Annotated in this window: 16 protein-coding genes; 10 read left to right on the top strand and 6 right to left on the bottom strand. The window is 52.8% G+C overall.

Annotation, left to right across the window (positions count from 1 at the left end):
• Nucleotides 1-115: 115 nt before the first annotated feature.
• On the bottom strand, nucleotides 116-889 hold the full coding sequence (locus AK95_RS09720; protein WP_071219778.1) for an alpha/beta hydrolase: 774 nt from the start codon (nucleotides 887-889) through the stop codon (nucleotides 116-118).
• Nucleotides 890-1,295: 406 nt separating this feature from the next.
• Here AK95_RS09720 and AK95_RS09715 point away from each other — a divergent pair, with 406 nt between their 5' ends.
• Nucleotides 1,296-2,024, top strand: coding sequence for a bactofilin family protein (locus AK95_RS09715; protein WP_071219777.1), 729 nt, complete (start codon nucleotides 1,296-1,298; stop codon nucleotides 2,022-2,024).
• Between the two features lie 275 nt (nucleotides 2,025-2,299).
• Here the strand turns inward: AK95_RS09715 and AK95_RS09705 are convergent, their stop codons facing one another.
• On the bottom strand, nucleotides 2,300-3,736 hold the full coding sequence (locus AK95_RS09705) for a VanW family protein (protein WP_071219775.1): 1,437 nt from the start codon (nucleotides 3,734-3,736) through the stop codon (nucleotides 2,300-2,302).
• A 206-nt stretch (nucleotides 3,737-3,942) separates the two neighbouring features.
• Here AK95_RS09705 and ftsE point away from each other — a divergent pair, with 206 nt between their 5' ends.
• From ftsE to AK95_RS09680, 5 genes are all read left to right on the top strand, one after another.
• Entirely contained in the window at nucleotides 3,943-4,629 is a 687-nt protein-coding gene (gene ftsE / locus AK95_RS09700; protein WP_071219774.1) for a cell division ATP-binding protein FtsE, read from the top strand.
• Nucleotides 4,619-5,527, top strand: coding sequence for a permease-like cell division protein FtsX (gene ftsX, locus AK95_RS09695; protein ID WP_071219773.1), 909 nt, complete (start codon nucleotides 4,619-4,621; stop codon nucleotides 5,525-5,527). The genes ftsE and ftsX overlap by 11 nt, the downstream gene beginning before the upstream one ends.
• A gap of 27 nt (nucleotides 5,528-5,554) precedes the next feature.
• On the top strand, nucleotides 5,555-6,823 hold the full coding sequence (locus tag AK95_RS09690) for a murein hydrolase activator EnvC family protein (RefSeq protein ID WP_071219772.1): 1,269 nt from the start codon (nucleotides 5,555-5,557) through the stop codon (nucleotides 6,821-6,823).
• A 131-nt stretch (nucleotides 6,824-6,954) separates the two neighbouring features.
• Nucleotides 6,955-8,424 (top strand): S41 family peptidase, encoded by a 1,470-nt coding sequence (locus AK95_RS09685; protein ID WP_071219771.1) that lies wholly within the window; start codon nucleotides 6,955-6,957, stop codon nucleotides 8,422-8,424.
• 92 nt (nucleotides 8,425-8,516) lie between these two features.
• Entirely contained in the window at nucleotides 8,517-9,839 is a 1,323-nt protein-coding gene (locus AK95_RS09680; protein WP_071219770.1) for a PDZ domain-containing protein, read from the top strand.
• A 73-nt stretch (nucleotides 9,840-9,912) separates the two neighbouring features.
• On the opposite strand, the gene AK95_RS09675 is transcribed toward AK95_RS09680, so the two are convergent.
• Together AK95_RS09675 and AK95_RS09670 are read right to left on the bottom strand one after the other, a co-directional pair.
• A complete protein-coding gene (locus AK95_RS09675; RefSeq protein ID WP_071219769.1) occupies nucleotides 9,913-10,563 on the bottom strand; it encodes a response regulator in 651 nt (216 codons plus the stop codon).
• Between the two features lie 47 nt (nucleotides 10,564-10,610).
• The gene (locus AK95_RS09670) at nucleotides 10,611-11,771 is read right to left on the bottom strand and encodes a sensor histidine kinase (RefSeq protein WP_071219768.1); all 1,161 of its coding nucleotides are present in this window, start codon (nucleotides 11,769-11,771) and stop codon (nucleotides 10,611-10,613) included.
• Nucleotides 11,772-11,960: 189 nt separating this feature from the next.
• On the opposite strand from AK95_RS09670, the gene AK95_RS09665 reads away from it, so the two are divergent.
• The 3 genes from AK95_RS09665 to AK95_RS09655 are packed head-to-tail and all read left to right on the top strand — an operon-like array spanning nucleotide 11,961 to nucleotide 15,293.
• Nucleotides 11,961-12,908, top strand: coding sequence for an ABC transporter ATP-binding protein (locus tag AK95_RS09665; RefSeq protein WP_083397578.1), 948 nt, complete (start codon nucleotides 11,961-11,963; stop codon nucleotides 12,906-12,908).
• Between the two features lie 47 nt (nucleotides 12,909-12,955).
• Nucleotides 12,956-14,137: an ABC transporter permease gene (locus AK95_RS09660; protein WP_071219767.1), complete on the top strand. Its 1,182-nt coding sequence runs from the start codon at nucleotides 12,956-12,958 to the stop codon at nucleotides 14,135-14,137.
• On the top strand, nucleotides 14,130-15,293 hold the full coding sequence (locus tag AK95_RS09655; RefSeq protein ID WP_071219766.1) for an ABC transporter permease: 1,164 nt from the start codon (nucleotides 14,130-14,132) through the stop codon (nucleotides 15,291-15,293). The genes AK95_RS09660 and AK95_RS09655 overlap by 8 nt, the downstream gene beginning before the upstream one ends.
• Nucleotides 15,294-15,497: 204 nt before the next feature.
• Here the strand turns inward: AK95_RS09655 and AK95_RS09650 are convergent, their stop codons facing one another.
• On the bottom strand, nucleotides 15,498-16,316 hold the full coding sequence (locus AK95_RS09650; protein WP_071219765.1) for an OmpA/MotB family protein: 819 nt from the start codon (nucleotides 16,314-16,316) through the stop codon (nucleotides 15,498-15,500).
• The gene (locus tag AK95_RS09645; protein WP_071219764.1) at nucleotides 16,300-17,094 is read right to left on the bottom strand and encodes a flagellar motor protein; all 795 of its coding nucleotides are present in this window, start codon (nucleotides 17,092-17,094) and stop codon (nucleotides 16,300-16,302) included. The genes AK95_RS09650 and AK95_RS09645 overlap by 17 nt, the downstream gene beginning before the upstream one ends.
• Before the next feature lie 302 nt (nucleotides 17,095-17,396).
• Between AK95_RS09645 and uvrB the strand changes: the two genes are divergently transcribed.
• A complete protein-coding gene (gene uvrB / locus AK95_RS09640; protein WP_071219763.1) occupies nucleotides 17,397-19,388 on the top strand; it encodes an excinuclease ABC subunit UvrB in 1,992 nt (663 codons plus the stop codon).
• Nucleotides 19,389-19,464: the final 76 nt, after the last annotated feature.

Here is a 19,464-nt window from a genome sequence, read left to right as displayed (position 1 = left end):
TTAAGATATCAGAAAAGTATGGACGAATCGCAGGGGCGGTGTCCTCCATTGCCGCGGATAAATCGAACAGCGGGACAACTGCTGCATGTAGGATGGGCATGCATATCTGCAATCATCAGGCTTTCAACGGAAGCCACTTCAGCACATCCTGAATGTGAGTATCCCAATATCCCCAATCATGACCGCCCGGGCCTTCCAGATAGGTGAGGTCGAGGGAGGTTTCTTCGCAGGCTTTGCGGAATGCTTGATTGTCTTCATAGAGGAAGTCTTCGGTTCCGCAGCATTGATACAGCAGCGGCTTAGGTCCCTCTGATTGATCGACTTCCTGAAGCAGCCACAGCAAGTCGTTGTCGGTGCCGGTAATATCTTGATCTCCGTAGACTAATTGATGTTCAAACAAGGCCTCATTCCTCCGGACATGACCCGCCATATCGAGCGCGCCCGACAAACTGGCAGCTGCGGCAAAGGCTTCGGGACAGCGAAGGGCCAGCTTGAATGCCCCGTATCCGCCCATGGACAAGCCAGCGACGAAGTTATCTTCTCTCGCGTGGGATAACGGGAAGAAGGAACGGGCAATGGCCGGCAGCTCCTGGCTGATGAAGGTCCAGTATTTGCCGCCGTATTCCATGTCCGTATAGAAGCTGCGGTGCACCTGCGGCATAACGACGGCAATGCCCATCTCGGCCACATAGCGTTCGATGGAGGTTCTGCGCAGCCAGATGGAATCGTCGTCGGACAGGCCGTGCAGCAGGAAGAGCGTCGGATGCAGCCCTTTTTTGGCATGATTGGTCATACCGATCTGCGAAGAGGTTTGCTGAGGGAGAATGACGGTCATGGACGTGCTGAGACCGAGTACCTCCGAGTAGAAGTGACATTGCATAAGAGCCATGTTATGTATCCCCTTTCACTTTTGTAAATGTGAGATCGAAAAGACGAGTCTATTTAAATCATATCACAATCGATCTCCCTTCCTCCAAGCAAATCTGAACCAACTTCTGCGGGCGTGAACGGATGTACAGTCTGCTGCGTTTGGCCACCTCGCTAATCCTCGGGGATATAAAGGCGGCTCGGGCCGGAATCGAAATGGATAGGATAAGCTGCATACTTCGTCTCGGTCTTGAGACCGAGGCGAAGTTCAGCCATCGGGCTGTTCTATGATGGACGGGGTTGTGGTATCTTAGAGGGAGATTATGGCTCCACCTGGTGGAGGATGGACATCTATTAAGGTAATTGTTGTGATGAAGCAGTTTAGATAGATATAGATAGTGATTACTTTGTGAATATGGAGGATACTCATGATACCACATGACGACAAGCTATCCGATCTGAAGATTACGGGCACCGGAAGTTCAAGCGGCGGCCAATACGACAAGGTACGCATTGACGGTGCCGGGCAGATAAATGGAGATCTGGATTGCCGGGAATTGATAGGCAATGGAACGATGAGCGTCAATGGCGCCGTCGCTGCGCGTACGATTCGCGTGAACGGTTCGGGAACCATTAAGGGGACCGTGGAGTCTGAGGAGCTAAATGTAGCCGGCAGCCTGAGCTTGAAGGAAGGATTGCGCAGCCGATCCATCTACATCGGGGGGCATTGCAGCATTCACGGAGATTCCGAATCGAAGAAGCTTGAGGTTACCGGACACCTGAGAAGCCATGGTGACGTGCGGAGTGAATACGCCACGTTCCAGGGAGGCTTTAAGATCGATGGCCGCCTGCATGTTGGAACAGCGGATATCCGGGTATTGGGTCGCTGCCTTGCACAGGAAATCGTTGGAGACCGAATAACGGTTCGCAAAAAAGGGAAGCGGCTCTGGGAAATGCTGTCCCTGTCTTTAAAGGGAACGCGTCTGGAGGCTCGTATTATTGAAGGCGACGTCCTTGATCTCGAGTATGTCGAAGCTGATATCGTCCGCGGTAATCGGGTGATCCTAGGCAAAGGCTGCGAGATTCGGCAAGTGGAGTACAGAGATGAACTGTCACAGCATCCGGAAGCCGAGGTCAGAGCGTCCAGGCGGTTTTAAGGGTGGAAACGATCCCCACGTTCAGGACATAGGCCGAACAGGTGGAATATACCGTGGCCTTCAGCGCAGATGCCATGGCAGAAGTCGGGACCTATATAAAATCGATGTTTTACACTAAAAAGGCAAACAGCCCGGATTCGCGGTTCTATTCGCGAATCCGGGCTGTTCCATGTTTCTACTATGTTCGGTATGACCAATGGAAGATCCTCAAGGGCTTTCGCCGCAGAACGGAACCGATAGAGTAGACGTCGATGTTTTCCATGTTATCTCCAGGTTTAGGGTGCACTGATGCCGTCCTCAACCACTTCCTCTTTCGGTGTATCATTCGCTTCCGGCAGTTGGACCTCGCTTGTCGGATTGATGGCAACGATGCTGTTCTGGGGGCGATAGGTATCCTTGGATATTTTAACCTTCTCTACAACCTTGCCGTTTACTTTCTTGGTTCGGTAGGTTTCAACCACATAGCCGGGCTTCCCGTTCTGAACCACCTGCTTGAGTCCTGGCGGCAGCGAGTTATTGTGAATGACCTTCTCTGGCGAAGGCAAGGTTTCAACGGTGGTGGACACAAGCTCATATTCCGTATTTTCCGGGAAGGTGCCAAACATCTTCAGCGTTAAATTACCGTGCGATACTTCCGATAAAATAAGGAGATGCTTGCCTGTATTGTTCCGGAAACGGAAATTGATCGCCCCTTCCGCGAAGGTGGCATCCTGCCCCTTGGGCAGGTAGCTGACCGGAAGGGAATGATTCCTCCTTTCGGTGATCTCCAGTCCGATCAGTAGGGCGGCGTGATACACCGTGCTGGATACCTGGCAGATTCCGCCGCCGATGCCGGGGACCAGCTTGCCGTTCACGATGACAGGAGCTTCTTCAAAGCCGTATTCCTTTTTCGCGGCATCAATAATATGAGCATAATTGAATTCATCGCCGGGCTTCAGAATCATGCCGTCAACGGATTTGGCAGCGGCGGTCACGTTATGAACGCGTCCAGGCCCGCTGGATCCGAGACTGGTGGAGAATTCAACGATTTTGCGCTCAATCCCTTCATCCTGCAGCGATTTTACGGTAACGGGGGGCTTTTGACGGATGAGAGGCAGCGAAACCGTAATGATCTCATCTGGATTCGGCTCGGTGAAGTGAGACTCATTCGGAAGCACAGCGCTGAACCCTTCATAGAATGCCGGCCAATCGATGCGGTATGCCGTTTTCTCCGGAGTGTACCGGACAACATCATCTTCGGATATGCTCCGTACCGCATTGACGGGTTCCCCGAAGCGTTCCTTTTGCCAGTCTTCGCTCAGCCGCTTTTTTAACACATCGCGATCCCAGTCCGTGGATATATGCCATTCCAGCTGAAAGTTACGCCGGTATAGAACTTGATCCCATAGTGATCCTTCGGACAACCTGGCGATAGCCTCCTGAAAATCGGCTGCGTTGAATTCAACTCCGGCCTCACGGAGAGTGAAGATTTCCGTGTGTCCCTTGAGTGCGTCCGATTGCAGCTCCACCTTCAACGCTGTCATCGCCTGCAGCCGTTGATCCAGCTCTGACAGCACCTCGTCTGATGGTTTGCCGCCTACCTGCCAACCGGAGAGAACAACCCCCTTCGGGAGTTCCTTCTGGTTCACGTACATCGTCAATAGACCGAAGCCGACGGAGAGGAGAAGACCGAAACTGATGACAATGATGAGACCAAGATGAATTTTTTTCATTCGAAACCACCTTCTTAACTTCGTATTGGCCGCAGTTCATGCACTTGTTCATGTATATGTCACGGTGGGCTTAAACTTTCGGGTACTCAAAAGGTAACAAATTTGTTACAATAGACGATGTCGTGAGGATTTTTCATGGATTTTAAAGGAATTCGATGGAAACTGTCGAAAGTATAATGGCTAATTAAGGATTGGGAAGTGATGAAGTGATCGAAATGCAGGACGTATGGAAGACTTATCCGAACGGCGCTCATGCGCTTCAGGGAGTTTCCGTCAAAATCAATCGAAATGAATTCGTCTATGTTGTCGGACCGTCAGGTGCGGGCAAATCGACGTTTATGAAACTTATCTATAGAGAAGAAGTGCCTACCAAGGGGCAAATTTCCGTTAACGGATTTAATATCGGGAAGCTGAAGCAGCGCAAAATTCCCTATGTTCGCCGAAATATCGGGGTTATTTTTCAGGACTATCGTCTGCTGCCCAAGCTGACTGCTTACGAAAATGTAGCTTTTGCCATGGAGGTTATCGAAGCGCCGCAGCGTCTCATCAAGAGACGGGTCATGGAGGTGCTGGAGCTTGTGGGTCTGAAATCCAAGGCAAACCGCGAACCTTCCCAGCTCTCTGGCGGGGAGCAGCAGCGGATCGCAATCGCCAGAGCGATTGTGAACAACCCCTCCGTCATTATTGCGGACGAGCCTACAGGTAACCTGGATCCGGAAACCTCGTGGGGCATCATGCAGCTGCTGGATGAAATCAATTTCAGGGGAACGACCATCGTAATGGCTACCCACAACAGGGATATCGTGAACACCATGCGTAAACGCGTTCTTGCGATTGAGCACGGACAGATCGTCCGTGACCAGCAGAGAGGAGATTACGGGTATGAATTTTAGAACCTTCTTGCGGCACTTGCGGGAAGGGGCGAAGAGCGTTTTCCGGAACGGATGGATGTCGGTCGCATCCGTCACTTCCATCGTGGTGTCTTTGTTTATACTGGGCGTTTTCATGCTGTTAGTCATGAATGTGAACGCTTTAGCCGATAAAGCAGATAGCAATGTGCAAATCAATACGTACTTAAATCTCAACGTGGATGAGAAGCTGCGCGAGACCATTAAGGGTGAACTCGAGGCCATGCCGGAGGTCAGCGCCATCAAGTTCGTGTCCAAGGAAGAGGGCATGAAGGAGCTTGAGGAAAGCCTGGGATCCGAATGGGTGGAAGGCTTCAGCGAAGCGGACCAGAATCCCCTACCGGATGCATTCGAGGTTTCCGTTATTGAACCGACTACGGTCGGTTTTGTTGCCGACAAGATTACTGCCCTGAACAAGAAGTATACGGAGGAGCCGATCCTGCGTGTCAAGTATGGGGAAGGCACGGTAGAAACCCTGTTCAAGATTACGAAGACGGTGCGGAATATCGGCTTTATTTTCGTAGCGGGACTTGGCTTGATGTCCATGTTCCTGATCTCGAACACCATTCGGGTTACGATTTTGGCCCGTCGCCGCGAGATCGGCATTATGAAGCTTGTCGGCGCGACCAACAACTTCATTCGCTGGCCGTTCTTCGTGGAAGGCGCCATGATCGGCCTGATGGGCTCCATTGTGACGGTCACGCTGTTGTTTGTAGGCTACAACCGCCTGTACGCCGCATCGCAAACGGATTTGACGTTAGCCAAAAGTTTAATCCCTCTAGGCGATTTGTGGCTGCCGATAGGCACCATTGTTGTTGGGCTGGGCATTGTCATTGGCATCTGGGGAAGCACCATGTCGATACGTAAATTTTTGAAAGTATAAAACAAGGTAAAGGATGGGGAGCGAAACTTGAAGAAGATCGCCGCAGGAGTAGCAGCCTTATTACTGGCCACTGTTATGATCCAACCGTCCGTCGGACAAGCCGAGAAGAAGACTTCAGCCGATGTAGATCGAGAGCTGAGCGTACTTCAGGAGCAGGTCAAGAAAGCACGGGCGCAGAAGAACAAAGCAGCGGAAAATAAACAAGAAGCTCAGCATTACAAGAAGAAAACAACGAAGAATCTGAAATATGTGTTGGAGCAGATCAGCATCGTCAGCAATGAATTGACCAAAATCTCCATGAAGATCGAGGAGACAGAGGATCTGCTGAGAAAAACGACCAAGGAACTTGAAGCGGCGGAGGAGCGTATCGCCTCCCGTGAGAAGCTGTTGGAATCCCGAATTCGCCTCATCTACATGGATGGGCAAGTATCGTATCTGGATGTGCTGCTCTCCTCGACCAGCTTCAGCGATTTTATTGAGCGTGCGGATTCCTTGAAGACGATCGTTAACCAGGACCAGGATTTGCTGGTGGAGCATAAGCAGGACAAGCTGCTGGTCATTGACAAGAAGAAGGAACTTGAAGGACAGTATGCAACCGCCAAGGACCTGTATGGCCAAATGGAGGACCGCAAGAGCATCCTGAACGAGAAGGAACAGGAGAAGCGCGTACTACTGGCCCAGTATGATCAGGAAATTGAGGATGCGGAAATCTTGACCGAAGAGCAGGATAGAATGCTGGTTGCCCTGGCAAGCAAACGTTCGGATCTGCAGAAGGAAAAGAATAAGCTTGCGGCTGAGGAAGCTGCACGTAAAGCGGCGGCTGCCAAAGCGGCTGCGGCGAAAAGAGCCAAGGCGACTACCCTCGGCGGCAGTAAAGGCGGCGGGGGATATACAGGGAACGGCGGACCATTCGCCATTCCGGTCTCCGGGGCCAGACTGTCCTCCGGTTATGGGCCTCGGGTCCATCCGGTAACGGGGGAAGTCGGCAAGATGCATACAGGCCAGGATTTTGCTGTTCCGCAGGGAACTGAGATCCGCGCAGCCGAGAGCGGCACGGTCATTTTGGCCGAGTGGTGGAGCGGTTACGGAAACTGTGTTATTGTTGATCATGGGGGCGGCGTATGGACCTTGTATGGACATATCCGCAACGGCGGCATTAAAGTCAGCGAAGGCGACAAGGTGTCCAGAGGGCAGAAGATTGCCGAAGTAGGCTCCACGGGTCAGAGCACAGGACCGCATCTTCATTTTGAGGTTCGTGTCAATGGATCGCCGGTGAATCCTTCGCCTTATCTGTAACCGAATTTCAGGACTTATACCATATAACCTTCAGACCGCTGTATAAATATTCCCGGCAAGCCAATCATATACTAGGTGGACGGGATTCCCCGTGTGTGTAGCAGTTGAAACGTACAAAGGCGGTGAAGTACTTGCTGAAAAAACGAACGGCTGTCTTTCTGGTCATAGCTGCCATGCTATGCGGCGTGCTGTTAACGATGGCTTTGACCCAGCTGCCCGCTCCCAGCCAGACTGGAGACGGTGAGGGGCTGCTGGCCAGTATAGCGAACAGGAATGGGCTGGAGCAGTCTGAGGCGAAAAAACTGGGGACAGCAATTGACCTCATCGAAAGCAATTATTACAAGGATATCGATCGGTCGAAACTGATCGACGGCGCCATCAACGGGATGATGGAAGCGCTGGAGGATCCATATTCCAACTATATGGGAAAAGAAACGGCAGCTCAGTTTGAAGAGAGCATCGAGGGCTCCTTCTCGGGGATTGGCGCGGAGGTGTCCTCTGTAGATGGCAGTGTGGTCGTTGTGTCTCCGATCAAGGGATCTCCTGCGGATAAAGCCGGCATTCGGGCGAAGGACACCATCCTTTCAGTCAATGGCGAATCCTTGCAGGGCCTTGAACTGAACGCGGCCGTCAACAAGATTCGTGGTCCGAAGGGCTCCAAGGCCGTCCTTCAGATCAAGCGTGCTGGCTCCGAGCAGCCGATCGAGTATGTTATCGTTCGTGATGACGTCGATCTGGAAACCGTATCGGCACGGATGGAGAAGGGCGGAATCGGCGTTATTGAGATCTCCCAATTCTCGCTGAATACAGGCGAACGCTTTAAGGAAGAACTCGAGAAACTGGAAAGCCAGGGCATGAAGGGACTGCTGATCGACGTCCGGAACAATCCAGGCGGCGTGCTGTCCGTTGTCATTGACATTGCAGAGCAGTTCGTACCTAAAGGCGAGTTGATCGTTCAGGTAGAGGATAAGAATAAGAAGCGGGAGAAGCATCCTTCGAACGGTGAGGCGAAATCCTATCCGATTACGGTGCTGATGAACAAGGGCAGCGCCAGCGCTTCCGAAATTTTGGCGGGCGCACTGCAGCAGTCGGCGGGAGCTACCTTGATGGGTGAGCATTCCTTCGGTAAAGGAACCGTGCAAACGAGCTTTGATAAGCAATTTGGCGATGGAAGCCTGCTCAAAGTTACGATTGCCAAATGGTTGACACCAAACGGTACCTGGATCCATGAGAAGGGAATTGAGCCGGATATTCAGGTGTCACAGCCGGAATACTTTACCGTTGCACCGATCGATAAGAAGAAAACCTATACGTACGACACCAATAGCACGGATGTGAAGAACGCGCAGATCATGCTTGAAGCCGTTGGCTATAAGACTGGGCGTACCGATGGCTATTTCGACCGGAACACGGAGAAGGCGATCAAGAGCTTCCAGAGCAAGCACAAGCTGAAAGCGGACGGTATCCTTAACGGTGCCACAGCCGAGGCGTTGGAAGCCGCATTGATCGAGAAGATTCAGGATCCGAAAGAGGATAATCAAATGAATCGCGGAATTGCCGAGGTTCGGAAGGAAATCGCCGCTCAGGCGTCGAACAAGTAAGAAGGCTGAACGTTAGCCTTCTTTTTTTCTTTTAAGTATTAGAAAGTATAAGCTTTGAAGCGTCTTGAAGCTGAAAGGAGCGTGGCAAGCTGTTGGAGACATTGAAACAACTGCTTTTGTATGGGATAGATGCAGGCATACAACTGCTGACGCAGCCCTTTTATTATATTTCGATTTTGTTTGTGATGCTGTTTTACCGAAGGCAGGTGCTGGTGGAGCGCAAGCTGTTCCATGTGAAGCTGCATTCCTGGGGGTTGCAGACATGGCGAACGTTTCTGGGCGGGCTGCTGGCAGGAATCGGCGTGTCCATCGTTGTGGCCTTCCTCGGGATATCCTTAAGCCTGGAAGCCATTATATGTATATGGGTGACTTCCCTGATCCTGATGCTCTTTCATATCCGGTACTTATGCTTTGCCTATTCCATCGGCCTTCTTGGGATCATTCAGTTTGGATTAAGCTGGTTTCCGAATTGGCAGCCGGAAGGCTGGATCAGTCATGTAATCACAACGATTGTTGGATTGGACATTCCCGCGCTGCTTGCTTTATCCGCCGTCCTGCATTTTGCCGAAGCCTTGCTTGTCAGGATACAGGGTTCGGGTTTTGCTACACCGTTGTTCCTTGAGGGGAAGCGTGGCAAGCTCGTTGGCGGCTATCATATGCAGAGTTTCTGGCCTTTGCCCTTGTTCCTCCTTGTTCCGGCGGTAAGCGGAGGCAGCGTGCTGCCCTGGACGCCATTCTTCGGCGGTGATGCCTGGAGCACAGGCTTTACCATGATGGCGCTTCCGGTCGTGATCGGCTTCGGGGAAATGACGCAGAGCATGCTCCCGCAGGAGAAGGCAGGAATCACATCGAAGCGGCTCATATTCTACGGAGCGATTGTGCTGGCATTGAGCCTGCTTGCCGAGTGGTGGACACCGCTTACGATCGTGGCTGCACTAGCGGCATTACTGCTGCATGAGGGCTTGGTGTGGTACAGCCGTTATGAAGAGCAGCAGCGCAGTCCGATCTTTGTGCATCCGATTCGTGGACTACGCGTCCTCGCGGTGCTTCCGAATAGTCCGGCAAGCGAACTGGGTATTCTCGCCGGAGAGACGATTCTGAAGGTGAACGGTAAACTGATTCATAGTAAGGAACAGCTGCATAGCGCCCTTCGTCAGAATTCGGCCTTCTGTAAGCTGGAGGTTCAGAATCATCAAGGGGAGAGCAAGTTCCTGCAGCGTGCGATTTACGCGGGGGATCATCATCAGCTGGGAGCTATCGTGGCGCCTGATCCGAGAGATGGCATAGCGGTGAGATTGAAGCCGGTAAGCTTGATCACGCTGCTGGCGAATAAACTTCATATTCGCAGCAAGCGGGGTTCTTCCGGCAGCACAACGACCGGCGGTTCCGAAGAAACAGGTTTCCATTCATCATGATACTGGAAAGCGGGCCTTTGTCCTATATCGGACAGTGACCCGCTTTTTTGGTTGCAAAATGCTGTATATGGATTTAGCCCTGCACTTTTCTCAAATAAAAAATGGCGATTTGCGTGCGGTCCCGAAGATTGAGCTTTCCCAAGATTTCGGTGACATAGTTTTTGACGGTACCTTCGCTTAAATAAAGTTGCCCGGCAATTTCCTTATTGGAGAGGCCCTCCGCAATAAGGACAACGACCTTCTTCTCGGTCGGGGTCAGTCCGAATTGTTCCAGCTCAGCGGATTTAGGGACGGGCTGAGCCGTTGGACGCAGCATGCCGGTCAGCTTGCGCGCGATATCGGGATGAATCAGCATGTTTCCGTCATGCACGGTTTTAATCCCCTGGATGATCCGGTCCGGCGGAATGTTCTTCAGCAGATAACCGCTGGCCCCGTTCCGCAGAGCTTCGACAATATATTCATCATCATCGAAGGTGGTCAGCATAAGCACTCGCACATCCGAGTGACGTTCACGAATCCGCCGCGTTCCCTCCACGCCGTCGCATACCGGCATGCGAATGTCCATGAGGACGACGTTGACAGGAAGCCCCTCCTCCAACAAAGCCAGCGCTTCCTCCCCGTGCTCTGCGACAGCCGATACTTTGATATCGGGGTCCATCCCCACCAGCAATTTCAAGCTTTCCCGAATGAACGGATCATCATCTACAATTAAAACAGATATCATGGATGGCCACGACCTTTTCGATAAAATAAGAACTGCGTCTTGTTAAATTACATAATCTCACGCTTCCGGTAGACAGGCAGCCGGGTGATGACGGTAAAAGGCACGGTTTTTCGTACCTCCAGCGTTCCACCCACCACTTGGGTTCGTTCGAGCATGCCGCTCATTCCGATACCTTGACGGTTCGGTGAAGCTTCGTCGCCTGCCGGCTTCTGGACTGCACCGTCGTTGGAAACCTCCATCCGGACGTCCTGTTCCCCGTAATGCAGGATGATCTGGACCCGTTTAGCCTCGCCATGGCGGATGGCGTTCGTGATAGCTTCACGGGCATTTTTGTATAACACCACCTGTTGACTGGGATAGAGCGGATAGGGAAAACCCTGTAATATAAGCTCGGTCTCGATCCCGGTCTGCCTGCCTGTCTCCTCCAGGAGCCGATCGAGGGAATAGTCGTCTGTAATCCGCCGGACCGGATTCATCTGTTTCACGGCCGTTCGCATCTGCTCCATGCTCTCTCCCAGCTGGTCACGGATTTGACGGAGCATATCCATGCCGCGCGCGGAATCATGCGGAACGGTGAGGAGGGCTGCTTCCATCATCATTTTAACGCGAATCAGCCGGTGGCCGATGTCGTCATGCAGCTGGCGGGAGATCCGGTTGCGCTCCTCTGCCTGCGCCGCACTCTCTACCTGATGAGCGAATTGCAGCAATTGTCTGCCGGCCTCGTCCTGCTGGAAATGCAGTCTTTTCAGCTCGTCGTATAACTGAATATGATCCGCTTCCTTCTGCTTCATTTCATGGATGTGGTTGAACGTTACCGCCATGAACAGAAACAACAGATTGGCGGTCGTCAACAGCAGCGCATCGTAATCGATAATAGCCATGTTGAGCAGCAGGAGGTGACCGAACGCCGCCCATAGCCTGCCTGGCCGCTCGAACAAGGGCAAATAAACACATAGGGTGGAGATGGATAGGAACACCATCATGAAGCCGTATTGATGGCATAGCCACAGAGATAGTGAAATTTCCAGCAGAGCGGCTGCCTTCAGATAAGCAGGCGATGGCAAAAAGCGGCTTAGCACCGAAATCGCCAGAAACAGCAATATGTACACCATGTATGCCCCGTAATCATCGAGCTGCTGCAAAAAGATGTCCGCGGCGGCCGGAAGGAGAATGAAGCCATACCTTAGATAGGTGAGTGGGGATGTCACGTGCGATCAAACCCTTTTCCTTAGTGAAATCAAACCGTTCAAACCATTGGCATCATTATATCACATGGATGTTTTCAGTAAGGAGATGACTTTCGTCACCCTATAAAGTGACTTCTTCTACCTTAAAAATCCGGCGATTCCAGATAGAATAAAATCAACAAATGGATACGAGAGATTTGAGAAATGGAGATGGTGAAGATGGCGGTCTTTCTGCAGATGAAGGATGTCGTGAAACGATATGGAAACAAGCTGTCGGTGGATCATATGAACCTGGAAGTGAACGAAGGGGAAATCTTTGGGCTTCTGGGACCGAACGGGGCGGGCAAAAGCACGTCCATCAATATGATCTGCGGACTTCTTCCCAAGGATCAGGGCAGCATCAAGGTGGACGGCATCTCGATTGAAGAGCAGCCGCTGGAAGTGAAGCAGAGAATCGGGTTGGTGCCGCAGGATCTGGCTATGTACGAAGAGATGTCGGCTTGGGACAATGTTGCTTTTTTTGCAAAATTATATGGACTGCGCGGCCCTTTGTTAAAGGAACGAGTGGAAGAGGCGCTGGAGTTTGTCGGCCTGCAAGATCGGGCGAAGGAAAAGCCGTCCACCTTCTCCGGGGGGATGAAACGAAGATTGAATATTGCATGCTCGATCACGCACCGTCCGAAGCTGATCATTATGGATGAACCTACGGTGGGGATTGATCCGCAGTCCCGGAATCATATCCTGGAATCCGTGAAGACGCTAAACCGCATGGGTTCTACCGTTATTTATACAAGTCATTACATGGAGGAAGTTGCCGCGATCAGTGATCGGGTGGCGATTATGGATCAAGGTCATGTTATCGCCTGCGGGACGCAGCAGGAGCTTCGGGCACGCGTTGCGCATGAGGAAAAAATCATTCTTACCGCTGATGGGATCACACCGGAACTGGTGGAGGAGCTGACCATTCACCCGCGCGTCCGGCGCGTCACGCAGAATGATAACGAGATCGAAGTTTATGTCCCGTCAGCTCAGGATGAGCTGCAGGATATTCTGTTCATCTGCAGTAAACACCATACGACGCTTCGCTCCCTGCAATGCGAGGAGCCGGGGCTTGAAACGCTGTTTCTCAGCCTGACCGGGCGTACGCTTCGCGATTGATCATAAGGGACACGTGCAGAGGAATCCATAAAGGAGGAATACCGAAGATGAATATGATGATTATCGCCTGGTTTGAGCTGAAGCGGATGGCTACCAGCCGAACGGTGCTGATCAACCAGTTTTTGCTGCCGCTCATTCTTATTTTTATATTGGGAAACGCGCTCTCGGGCTGGTTCGGCAACGATCAGGAATTTAAACAGCCATCGGTCAAAGTGGGATTTGTGTTGGATGCTGCGGATGGAGGCCAACTGCCGGGGAGCATTCAGGCTCTAACCGGCTCGCCGGAAATCCAGGAGATTCTCGTTCAAGAGATGGCAGCCAGCCGTGAGGAGGTTGAAGGAAAGCTGCGCAGGGGCGAGGTCGATTACGCGGTAGTGGTTCCCGCTTCCTTTGATGAACGGATGGGTCAGGGAGCGGACGTGAAGCTTGAATTGCTGCCCGGAAGAGACCGTAATCTCAACCTGGTGGCAGACACGATCTTTAAGACCTTTATCGCAGATGTCAATCACAAACAGGCTGAGGTTATCGTTATGGGCGGAGATAAAGTTCTTGCGGCTCAAGCGGCAGCACCTGTGGAAACCTCGTCTGGACCGAACGTAACCATCGGGAAACTGGGCGAGAAAGGAGCCACGTATTCAGCAGCCCAATACTACGCTGCCTCCATGCTGATTATGTTTCTGTTGTATTCGGGTCTGATGGCAAGCAGCAGTCTGCTGGGAGAGCGGGAAAGCCGGACCCTGTATCGCCTGCAAAGCGCACCCGTCACCCCCGGAACCGTATTTGCCGGTAAAATTATCGGCTGTAGTCTGATCACGCTTGTACAGGCAGCAGCCATTGTGCTTGGGTCCATGTGGCTGTACGGCGTGAAATGGGGGCCCCACCCTCTGCTGCTTATCGTTGTCTGCGTATTAATCACATTATCGTCCATGACCATTGCCACGTTTATCACCCTGGTCTCCTCAACGGCGGCAGGAGCCAGGGGGCTGATGCAGGCGATCATTATCGCCATGACATTTGTGAGCGGGGGATTCATGCCGCTTCCCGTGGAATTTTTCCAAAAGATCGCTTCCTTCACCGTCAATCATTGGGCCATGCAGAGCATGCTGCGGATGATGCTGAACAGCGACGTGCATTTGATCGTCACCTGCCTCGGCATGCTGGCGGCGATTACCGCAGCTCTGTCAGCTGCAGCCATGATTACGTACAGAAAGGTGGGATACCATGCATAGCCTAACCATTGCCTGGCATATGGTGCGGCGCACGCTGGGGCGAAAAAGAGGCTGGATCGTCTACCTGCTGGTTCCTTGCGTGGTCGTTACCTTGACGGTGTTTCTCTTGGGGCAGACCTCGGCTGCAAGCATCCTGGTCTCATATGTGAATGAAGACGAAGGCCCGGCAGGTCAGTATCTGATGAATGAGCTGGAGCGCAGCGGCCAATACGTACTCAAGGAGTCCGAATCCGAGAATACGCTGCGAGAAGACTTGGTGGAGAATAAAAGTACCGTAGGCGTTTATATACCGGAGGGCTTCAGCGATGGGTTGATTGAAGGACAACAGCCGCTGGTTCAGATATACGAGGTCTCAACCTCGGAGGCTTCGGTGATGATACGAATGACGGCAGACTCTGCGGTCACGCGTCTGAGCGGCACCGCTGCTTTGATCCGGGAAACCTCGGAGCCGGATGTTGACCGAATGCTGATGCTGCAAGAAGTGCTCAAGCAATCCGCAATGAATCGGGTGGATACGGAGGTCAAGGATTTGAACCTGTACGCCAAGCCAGGACTATCCAACGTAACGGGTTTTACCCTGATGTTCATGATGACCCTCATCTCCAGCGTGGTCTCGATGATGATCGATGACCGCAGGCAGCGAACGCTGTCTCGCATGTACACGGCACCAGTACGTGCCTATCAGATTGCTTTAGGCAATTTTCTGGGCAGCTTGGTTGTCGGCTCGCTGCAGGTGATCATCGTGCTTGTGCTGAGCCGGTATGTGCTCCGTTACGAATACGGAGTTCCTTTGTTACTGCATTTCCTTATTCTGATGGCCTTCATGCTGGTATCGTTAGGTGTGGCAAGCACGGTCGCCGGGTTGATCCGGAACGGGCAGAATGCGGCCATGATCAATTCCATGATCGTGACCCCGACCTGCATGCTGGGCGGGTGCTTCTGGCCGCTTGCCATCATGCCGGAGTTCATGCAGAAAATCGCCAACTTCATCCCGCAAAAATGGGCCATTGAGGCGGTTGAGATAGCGGCCACCGGTGGTACGCTATCCGATATCGCACTGCCGCTGGCCGTTCTCGGCTTGATGGCGATCATTCTGCTTGCCGTCGGTTCTGCTATCCTGCGGCCAAGCGAGAGCGGAGTTGGGCACGGCGCATAAACGGGTATGCTGGATACTTGTGGCTCTCAGGAAAGTTGTCAGTGATCGAATCATTTTTTGAAAAAAACGAAAGCGCCCGGCCAGATCTGAATGCATGTCCATTCAGTCTGCCGGGCGCTTATTTACTATAGGTGACGATGGGATAAGAGTTTTCTTAAGGCAAGGCAGGGCAGGGATGCGGGTTTTGCCGCATGACGCCTCTTCCTACTCCTTAAGCTGTCGTAGAACGGTAATTTCAACCCGCCGATTCTTCTGTTTGCCTTCTGCAGTCGCATTATCTGCCGCTGGTCTTGTATCGGCATAGCCTGCGTACTGGAAGCCTTCCGGGTCCAGCTTGCTGTTATCGAGGAAGAACCGCAGCACTGACATCGCCCGGGCACCGGAGAGCTCCCAGTTATCCTTGTAACTGGAGTAGCGGCCGATCGGCACATTGTCCGTATGCCCCTCGATGCTCACCGTGGTGTTTAAATCGCCGAACAGGCTGGCTAATTTGCCCAGAACCGGAGCGGCCCCGGGTTTAAGCTCGGCTTTGCCGACATCGAACAGGAAGCGGTCGCTTAGCGTAATGGCAATCCCTTGCGGTTCATCCGCGATGAAGATATCCTCTTCGAGCTGGTTGTCCTTCACGTATTGCTGAATGAGCCCCATAAAGTTCGCCAGCTCCTCCTCCTGGGCACGGAAAGCGAGCTCCCGCTCGGTTAGCGGTTCCGCCGCCGTATCCTTATCCTCGCCGCCCTCCTCTTCGGCAGCAGGCTTCGGCGGAGGATTCTTATGGTTCTCCGTATCGGCTGTGCCGGTAATGCCGGAGCCCATCTCCAGGATGCTGTCTCCGCTCTGGAAGGTGGCCTGCAGGGACTGGGTGACGAGTTTGTATTTTTCCGTATCGAGCCGGCTCATGGCATACATCACCACAAAAAAGATCAGGAGCAGCGTAATCAGGTCGGCATAGGTGATCATCCAGCGTTCGCGCTGGTCGCCTTCCGCCTGCTTGCGATGACGGCGCCGTCTATTCGGCTGTCTCATGCGCGATCCCCCTTGAGGACGGAATGTCCGTGGTGCCTGCGGAAGCGAAGGAGGCTAGCTTTTTACGAACCAACAGCGGGTGCTCTCCGTTCTGAACAGCCATAATTCCTTCGAGCAGCAGCTCCATATTTGCAATTTCTTCTTCGGAACGTGCTTTAATCTTCGACGCAATGGGCAAAAAGATAATATTGGCACTTGCGACGCCGTATAAAGTGGCGGTAAACGCCACCGCGATCGAAGGTCCGAGACCGGTTGGGTCTTGCAGACTGCCCAGCACGTGGATCAATCCCATGACGGTACCGATGATCCCCATGGTAGGAGCATATCCCCCGGCAGACTCGAAAATTTTGGCATATCCTTCGTGCTTCTGCTCGGCGGCATTGATATCGAGCTCCAAGATTTGACGCACCATTTCCGGGTCATTGCCGTCCACGACCATCTGCATGCCTTCCCGCAGGAACGGGTCCTCGTGATCGGCCGAGATGCGCTCCAGCGCCAGCACCCCGTCTCTTCTGGCTGTAACCGACATATCGACAATGGCGTCAATCAGCTCGTCCGACGAACGGTTGCTGCGGCCGAAGGCCAGCTTGAGCGCAGCCGGGATGGTGCGGAGCCGGGTAGCAGGGAAACTGACGATGACGGCGGCGATGGTGCCGCCGAATACGATAAGCGCCGCCGCACCTTGCAGCAGGCCGCTCAGATGCCCGCCTTCCCATAAAAACCCTCCGATCAACGCGGCCAAGCCGGCGAGAATGCCAAGAATAATCGTAATATCCATAACGCTGTATCATCTCCTTAAGGAAGTTAATTAACAATCATCGGTTCGCCTCAAGCTTGTCCGACATGGATTCCGGAGCAGCCGGACCGGAGGAAGCTGAGGCTTGGAACATTCGTGCTGGAACTTATTAAAATTTAATTAAACTGTTTGCATCAAAAAAACGTAAAGGGTATAATGAGACGGGAACAAATATTCTTATTCCTTACGTAGACACCACTAATTTCCCATAGTATATCATCGGGAAGTTTCGACATATCTTTTAGCATGAATTTCATTTTAGAGTATGAGGGTGATGAAGGGCAATGAGCGATTTAGTTGTCAGTACCAAATCCTTTGAGATCCAGTCTGAATTCCAGCCGCAGGGCGATCAGCCCACGGCTATTGATGCGTTGGTCGAAGGACTCCGCCAAGGGAAAAAACATCAGACGCTGCTAGGTGCAACAGGAACGGGGAAGACGTTTACGATCGCGCAGACAATCGCCAAAGTAAACCGTCCCACACTCGTCATTGCGCATAACAAGACGCTGGCTGCACAGCTGGCCAGCGAGTTTAAGGAATTCTTCCCGAACAACTCCGTGGATTATTTCGTGAGTTATTACGATTACTATCAGCCGGAAGCTTATATCCCTTCCTCCGATACGTATATCGAGAAGGATTCCAGCATTAATGAAGAGATTGATAAGCTCCGCCACTCTGCAACGAGTTCGCTGTTTGAACGGCGCGATGTCATCATTGTGGCGAGCGTATCCTGCATATATGGCTTGGGTTCGCCGCATGAATACGGCGAAATGCTGCTGTCGCTCCGGGTAGGCATGGAGAAGCCGCGGAATGAGATTTTGTCGCGGCTGGTTGATATCCAGTATCAGCGGAACGATATCAACTTCGTTCGCGGTACCTTCCGCGTCCGCGGGGATGTCATCGAGATATTCCCTGCCTCGAAGGGGGAACAGGCCGTTCGCGTCGAGCTGTTTGGCGACGAGATCGAGCGGATCACGGAGATCGACGTCTTGACGGGCGAGCTGGTTGGAGAACGCGAGCATATCGCTATCTTCCCGGCGTCTCACTTCGTTACCCGTGAAGAGACGATGCGGGTCGCGCTCGTGAACATTGAACGCGAATTGGAAGAGCGCCTTGAGCTGCTGCGCTCGGAAGGCAAGCTGCTGGAAGCGCAGCGCCTGGAGCAGCGTACCCGTTATGACATCGAGATGATGAAGGAAGTCGGATTCTGCTCCGGCATCGAGAACTACTCCGGTCCCCTGACCTTCCGGGAGCCTGGTGCTACGCCATATACGCTCCTTGACTACTTCCCGGACGATATGCTGTTTGTCATTGATGAATCGCACGTTACGCTCCCGCAAATCCGCGCGATGTATAACGGTGACCGGGCACGGAAAACCGTGCTGGTCGATCACGGCTTCCGCCTGCCGTCCGCGCTGGATAACCGGCCGCTGAAGTTCGAGGAGTTCGAGGAGAAGGTGAACCAGATCATCTATGTGTCGGCCACGCCGGGACCGTATGAGATGGAGCACTGCGATACGATGGTTGAACAGATCATCCGGCCGACAGGCCTGCTTGATCCGATCATCGATGTGCGTCCGACTGAAGGGCAGATCGATGACCTGATTAGCGAGATCCATGACCGCGTGGAACGTGACGAGCGTGTGCTCGTGACGACCCTGACGAAGAAAATGTCAGAGGATCTGACCGATTATCTGAAGGAAATCGGCATCAAGGTTCGTTACATGCACTCCGATATCAAGACATTGGAGCGGATGCAGATTCTGCGCGATCTGCGGCTTGGTACATTCCACGTGCTGGTGGGTATTAACCTTCTACGGGAGGGTCTTGACCTTCCGGAGGTTTCCTTGGTAGCGATTTTGGATGCCGACAAGGAAGGCTTCCTCCGTTCGGATCGCTCGCTCATTCAGACGATCGGCCGGGCAGCCCGTAACTCGGAAGGTAAAGTTATCATGTACGGCGATAAGATCACCGATTCGATGGATCGGGCGATCAAGGAAACCGAGCGCCGCCGCAGCATCCAGGTTGCCTACAACGAGAAGCACGGCATAACGCCGCAAACGATCCGCAAGAAGATCCGCGATGTCATCGAAGCAACGAAGGTTGCGGAGGGCAAGGCGGATTATCTGGTGGGCGAAGGACAGAAGATGTCGAAGAAGGATCGTCAGAAACTGATCCAGCGTCTCGAGGCCGAAATGAAGGAAGCAGCGAAGAATTTGCAATTCGAGCGTGCGGCCGAGCTTCGTGATGCGCTGCTGGAGCTGCAAGCCGAATAAATTTGGAGAGATGAATGACAGGGGGGACGGCCTATGCGGTCGTTCTCTTTGTGAAAATATAAGCACCACATGCATG

The sequence above is a fragment of the Paenibacillus sp. LC231 genome (assembly GCF_001860525.1).
Lineage (GTDB): Bacteria > Bacillota > Bacilli > Paenibacillales > Paenibacillaceae > Paenibacillus_AQ.
Note: the sequence above shows the minus strand (reverse complement) of the source record. Positions and strands in the feature narration are given on the sequence as shown.